We start from the raw sequence: 5,282 nt of genomic DNA on the forward strand, positions 1-5,282 counted from the left end.
AGCCCCGCCGCGATCCGCCGCGCGCCGAACTCCGGCAGGGCCGCGATCGAGGGATGCAACCGACCGGCCTCGGCGTCGGCCTGCACACCGGAGTAGTCGAGCCGGGCGCGGGAGCACACCAGGGCCCGCACCACCGAGACACGCTGCGGTTCGGCGTGCTCGTCGAGTTCGATGGTCCACAGCGCGGCCGGGCGAGTTCGTCCGGGCAGCAGGCTCGCGGACCCTTCCGACAGGGTCGGCGGGTGCAGCGGCACCGTGCCGTCGGGGAGATAGAACGTCTGCCCCCTGGCGCCGGACTCCTTGGCGAGCGCGCCATCGGGAGCGATCACGGCACCGACATCGGCGATGGCGTAGTGCACAAGGAAGCCGGTGGGGGTGCGTAACAGATGCAGGGCCTGGTCCAGATCCATGGCCCCGGGTGGGTCGATCGTCACGAACGGGATGTCCGTGCGATCGACCCGGTTGCCCGCGAACGCGTCGACCGCGTCGCGGGCCTCCGCGCTTGCCTCGGCGGGATACGTCGAGGCCAGCCCGAACTCGGAACGAATGGCACCGAAATCTACCGGTGCCGAGACGATCCGCTGGTGCAGTTCCACGCTGCGGCGCCGGTCCTACTGCAGGGCCAGCATGGTGCCGTTCAACTGGTCGAACGGACCGTAGACGGTGAAGGTGACCCGGCCACCGGGGACCGAGGACGAAACCTGTGCCGCGGCGTCCAGCGCCTGCCCGAAGGAGGCGGCGGACGGATGCGGCAGCCCGGCGATGGCCAGGCCGACGTGATTCTGATGCACCCACACCGTGTCGGCGGGGCTGAGGTCGACTTGAACCCCACCCGGCAGTGGCGTCACCGCGACCGCGTTGGCGGAACCGGCGCCGAGCACCGCGAAAACCGAGGCGGCGCCCGCGACCAATGCACCGGCGACCAAGGAGCGAACTACTCGCATATGTGTTGAGACCTGCTTTCCCGCGATCGAAGTATGAATGGCCCGGTGCTGCCCCGCACCGGGCCTTACCAACGGCGACTACTTTATGACGTCCATCACGCTCCCGGCCAGTGGCGCACGAATCGCGTCGACGAAATTTTCACGCCCGCGCTGCTGACGTGAGCCGCCGTGGCCGGCGTCGCGTTCGCCCGCGCTTTCGAATATGTCCCGTGCACCGACAATTGGGAGTCCCACACCTATGTCATCGATTTTGTTCGACTACCTGCCAGGTCCCGAACAGGCGGCCTACTGGGCTCGAGTCTTCACCATCAACCCGAGCTGACCGCGCGATTGTTCTCGCACGCTCGTTGCCTCCCGTTAACCTGGCGGGAGGCAGCAGTGATCCTGGCCCGCTAGCATCCCGCGCGTGATAAGAACCATCGCCGCGCTCGCGGCCAGCGCCACCCTCTTTTCCCTGCTCCTCACCGGTTGCGGGGACGACAAGTCCAGCAGCGCCGCCTCGTCGACCACCGCGGCCGCGTCGCAGGGCGCCACCGCCCCGGTCGACACGGTGAAGACGGGCGCATTCGTCGTCAGCTTCCGGGGCGCATTCCCGAAGCTCGCCGAAGGCAAGGACGACGCGAAGATCGCGAGCATCCTGTCGGAGACCTGCGCGGACATCAAGGCGGGCAAGTCCGAGTCCGACGTCGTCGCCGACATCACCAAGCGGGCGGCCGGCAGCACCCAGCCGACCGCGGAGGAAGCCAAGGCCATCTATCAAATGGCCAGGCTGCTGTGCTGATCCCTCCGCGCTGAGGACATACGCCCGTCGAAGTCGGCGGCGGTAACCGCTACAGGACAGCGCCGCGCCGGTTCCACGTTGCGGGATCCGGCATACCGCCGACGACGGGCACCTCTTCTTACGCTGCCGAGCGCGAACCCGGCGGGCCTGGGTGGGCGGACGAGTTGGTCTGTAAGCCGGATCCTGTCCCCGGTTCGCACCGGGGGGCGGCCATCCATCTGGACACTCCGTTGCCGGGTGCCTCGAGCGGCCCACCCGCAGGCTCGGGCGAGCAGCCCTCGAACGCCTGCGCAGCCGCACCGCGAACGGTGCGGCCTTCGACCTTGCTCCGGGCGGGGTTTACCGAGCCGCCCCGGTCACCCGGGGCGCTGGTGCGCTCTTACCGCACCGTTTCACCCTCACCGCACGGCCTCGACGGCCGTGGGCGGTCTGTTTTCTGTGGCACTTTCCCGCGGGTCACCCCGGGTTGCCGTTAGCAACCGCCCTGCTCTGTGGAGTCCGGACTTTCCTCGGCGCGGGGCGGCGGCACGATCGTGCCCGTTCCCTACGCCGCGGCCGCCCGACCAACTCGTCCGCGATAACAGAATACTGGGTACGGTTAGTGGCCATGGAACGTGTCGAGGTCGGCTTCCCTTCCGGAAGCGAGCAGTGCGCGGCGTGGCTCTATCGCCCGGACGGCGCACCCAAACCCCGCCCGCTAGTGGTGATGGGACACGGGCTGGGGGCCAATCGGGAAATGGGACTGGACCGGTACGCGCGGCGTTTCGCGGCCGCAGGCATGGCGGTCCTGGTGTTCGACTATCGGCATTTCGGCGCCAGTCAGGGCACGCCGCGCCAGTTGCTGAGCATCGCGCGCCAGCGTGCGGACTGGCACGCCGCCATCGCCTACGCGCGCACCCTGCGCGGGATCGACGCGACCCGAATCGCGTTGTGGGGCACTTCATTCGGCGGCGGGCACGTCCTGTCGGTTGCGCCGGACGACGACTACATCGCGGCCGTGGTCGCGCAGGTGCCGTTCACCAGCGGCCTGTCCTCGGCGCTGGCGAAGGGTCCGATCAGCGTGACCAAGGTGGCTACCATCGCGGCCATCGATCTCCTGGTGGGGACCATCCGGCGCAAGCCCGTCCGCATCCGGCTGGCCGGACGCAAGCGCGCGGCGGCGTTGATGAGCGCACCCGACGTACCGGAGGGCTTCCGCAGGCTCAGCGACGAGAGCGAGATCTACGAGCCGAAAGTGGCCGCGCGCGTGGCGTTCTCCGCGCTGTTCGACGCACCGGGACGACGCGCGAAAGCGCTGAAGATGCCGGTGCTGTACGCGCTGTGTGACGACGACTCCGTCGCACCGGTGAAATCGGCGCTGCGTGCCGCCCAACGAACCAAGCACGCAGTCGTAAAGCGTTATCCGGCGGGTCATTTCGACATCTACTTCGATGAAGTCTTCGAAAAGGCGGTATACGACCAGACCGAATTCCTGGTATCGGTGCTGCGGCCGTAAGCGGCTGCCCGCGGAAGAACGATCTCGGCATTTCCGCCCTCGGTGATGGCGCCGAATGGCGGCTGCTGATCACTGCTCGGCCAACAGCTCACGCACGAGCAACGCTGTCCACCATGCCTCGACCCGCCCGGGCGGCCAGCCGCGCCCGGCAGTGAGTTCGGTGAAGGCATCGATGGTGCAGACCGCCGCATACATGTCCACTGCGGTCGGCACGTCGATGCCATCGCGCAGCGTGCCCGCGGGCCACGCGGACAGGACCTGGCGGTGGGCGTCGTCGCCGCGGCGGCGGCCGTCGCGATATGCCTGCGCCAGTTCTGGTTCGGTGCGTGCCGCCTCGCGCAGCAGCACGAGCACGTCGCCCGCTCGCTCATAGAGCCTGCGGTCGTAGGCGACCATGGCGGCCAGTTGCCGACGCGGTTCGGCGGCGGCTTCCAGATCGGCGAGCAGCATGGGCAAGTCGGCCGACAAGTCGGCCGCGTCGGTGAGCGCTTGCGTGAGACCGGTCTTGTTGCCGTATGCGGAGTAGACCGTCGGCACCGAGACACCCGCGGTGCGCGCCACATCGCGCACCGTGGTCGCCGCCCAGCCCTTGGCTACGAACAACTCTCGCGCCGCCCGAGCGATCTCGGCACTGGTCTGCTGCGCCTGGGCGGTACGGCGCAGCGAATCGTAGCGGCGCCGGGCCGGTTCCGCGGTCATGGTTTCCCTTTCGGTTTACGGAGCTCATATTCAATATATGATAGAACTATCGAAACGTGCTCGGCCCTTCACCTGGATCGGCGGGCTGGCGGGCCTCGGCTTCGCGCTCGTCATCGTCGGTGCGAACCTGATCCTCGAACCCGCGGGCATGCCGCGGTTCGGCGCCGACATCGCCGACGCGGAAACCTTCTTCGCCGATGCGGCGAGTTCGGTTCGGCTGTCGTCGGTGTTGCTTCCCGCGGCGTGGGCGTGCGTCATCGTGTTCGGCGCCGCCGTCGTCGCCGTGCTGTGGCCGCGTGAGCGGGCACTCGGGTCGGCTTGGTCGCTGGTCGGCTTCGCGGGACTGCTGCTCCAGAACAGCACCTTCGTCGGCGTGGCTGCCACGCGGCTCGCGCTGTCGCACAGCACCGGCGACGCCGCAGGCCTCTGGGCTCTGCACAACGCCCTGTTCGCGCTCAACGGCACGTTTCTCGCCGTGGCCATGCTCGGATTCTCCCTCGGCGGATGGCGTACGGGACTGATCCGCCGCTGGCACGCCCTGCTCGGACTGATCGCGGCAATCGGCCAATTCGGCTGGGCGACAGTAGGTCCGCTCGTCCTCGACCACGTCACCCCACTCGGCATGCTCGGGTTGGTGAGCTGGCTGCTGTGGGTGGCCTGGATAGCGGCGTACAGCATTACGCTCATGCGGCTACCGGCCGCGCAGCCCGATGTCGCGCAGCCTGTTCCGGCATGAATCGAGCACCGTGGGATCGTGACACCATCCCAGGGGTCGACGGCGGCGGCCGATGCTGTCACGATGGCGCGGATGATTGTGAGGCTTGCGCGGAAGGACGACCTCGCCGGATTTCTCGAACTGGCGGGCCAGGTCGAGCACTGGTTCGGCCCGATGGTCGACGACGCCGGATTCCATGCGGCGGTGCTGCGGCACATTCGGGCGGGCACAGCGCTCGTCGCCCGGTCCGCGGGGGCCGAAGTGCTCGGCGGCATGATGTTCGGCGCCCAGCCGCCGGCCTACCGGGTGAACTGGCTGGTCGTCGCGGAGCAGGCTCGCGGGCACGGCATCGGACGGGCATTGACCACGGATGCGATACGCCGGTACGTGCGCTGCCCCGGCACGCTCGAAGTGGTCACCTTCGGGGCCGATCATCCCGGCGCGGCGGCCAGCGGCGCTCGTGCGTTCTACGAACACATGGGATTCGATCCCGCCGAAGCCGCTGCTCCCGGGCCGGAGGGCGGTTCCAGGCAGGTCTACCGGCGGCGCATCTGAGGCACGACGGCAGGAACATCATCGTCCACGGACGGCTCGCCAGAGGATGAAGGCGAGCACCGCTGCGGGCGCGGCCGCCAGTATTGGCTTTTT

The 5,282-nt window shown here is 68.6% G+C and carries 7 protein-coding genes and 1 other RNA gene; 4 read left to right on the forward strand and 4 right to left on the reverse strand.

Features of this window, described 5'->3' with window-relative positions; all coding sequences use genetic code 11:
* Together NA4_RS29450 and NA4_RS29455 are read right to left on the reverse strand one after the other, a co-directional pair.
* On the reverse strand, positions 1-596 hold a 596-nt coding region (locus NA4_RS29450), incomplete at its 3' end, for an RNB domain-containing ribonuclease (RefSeq protein ID WP_157129378.1).
* Positions 597-611: 15 nt separating this feature from the next.
* On the reverse strand, positions 612-944 hold the full coding sequence (locus NA4_RS29455) for a hypothetical protein (RefSeq protein ID WP_067477327.1): 333 nt from the start codon (positions 942-944) through the stop codon (positions 612-614).
* 406 nt (positions 945-1,350) lie between these two features.
* On the opposite strand from NA4_RS29455, the gene NA4_RS29460 reads away from it, so the two are divergent.
* Positions 1,351-1,725 carry a hypothetical protein gene (locus NA4_RS29460; RefSeq protein WP_067477330.1) on the forward strand — a complete coding sequence of 125 codons (375 nt, stop codon included), beginning with the start codon at positions 1,351-1,353 and terminating at the stop codon, positions 1,723-1,725.
* A 156-nt stretch (positions 1,726-1,881) separates the two neighbouring features.
* Here the strand turns inward: NA4_RS29460 and rnpB are convergent.
* An RNA gene (gene rnpB, locus NA4_RS29465) (RNase P RNA component class A) lies at positions 1,882-2,296 on the reverse strand.
* A gap of 36 nt (positions 2,297-2,332) precedes the next feature.
* Between rnpB and NA4_RS29470 the strand changes: the two genes are divergently transcribed.
* The gene (locus NA4_RS29470) at positions 2,333-3,220 is read left to right on the forward strand and encodes an alpha/beta hydrolase (protein WP_067477333.1); all 888 of its coding nucleotides are present in this window, start codon (positions 2,333-2,335) and stop codon (positions 3,218-3,220) included.
* A 69-nt stretch (positions 3,221-3,289) separates the two neighbouring features.
* Here NA4_RS29470 and NA4_RS29475 read toward each other — a convergent pair whose 3' ends face one another.
* Positions 3,290-3,919: a TetR/AcrR family transcriptional regulator gene (locus NA4_RS29475; RefSeq protein WP_067477336.1), complete on the reverse strand. Its 630-nt coding sequence runs from the start codon at positions 3,917-3,919 to the stop codon at positions 3,290-3,292.
* A 37-nt stretch (positions 3,920-3,956) separates the two neighbouring features.
* On the opposite strand from NA4_RS29475, the gene NA4_RS29480 reads away from it, so the two are divergent.
* Together NA4_RS29480 and NA4_RS29485 are read left to right on the forward strand one after the other, a co-directional pair.
* A complete protein-coding gene (locus tag NA4_RS29480) occupies positions 3,957-4,655 on the forward strand; it encodes a hypothetical protein (RefSeq protein WP_067477339.1) in 699 nt (232 codons plus the stop codon).
* A 72-nt stretch (positions 4,656-4,727) separates the two neighbouring features.
* A complete protein-coding gene (locus tag NA4_RS29485) occupies positions 4,728-5,189 on the forward strand; it encodes a GNAT family N-acetyltransferase (RefSeq protein WP_067477342.1) in 462 nt (153 codons plus the stop codon).
* Positions 5,190-5,282: the final 93 nt, after the last annotated feature.

Origin of the sequence: Nocardia amamiensis NBRC 102102 (assembly GCF_001612745.1) — a bacterium.
Classification (GTDB): Bacteria; Actinomycetota; Actinomycetes; order Mycobacteriales; family Mycobacteriaceae; genus Nocardia; species Nocardia amamiensis.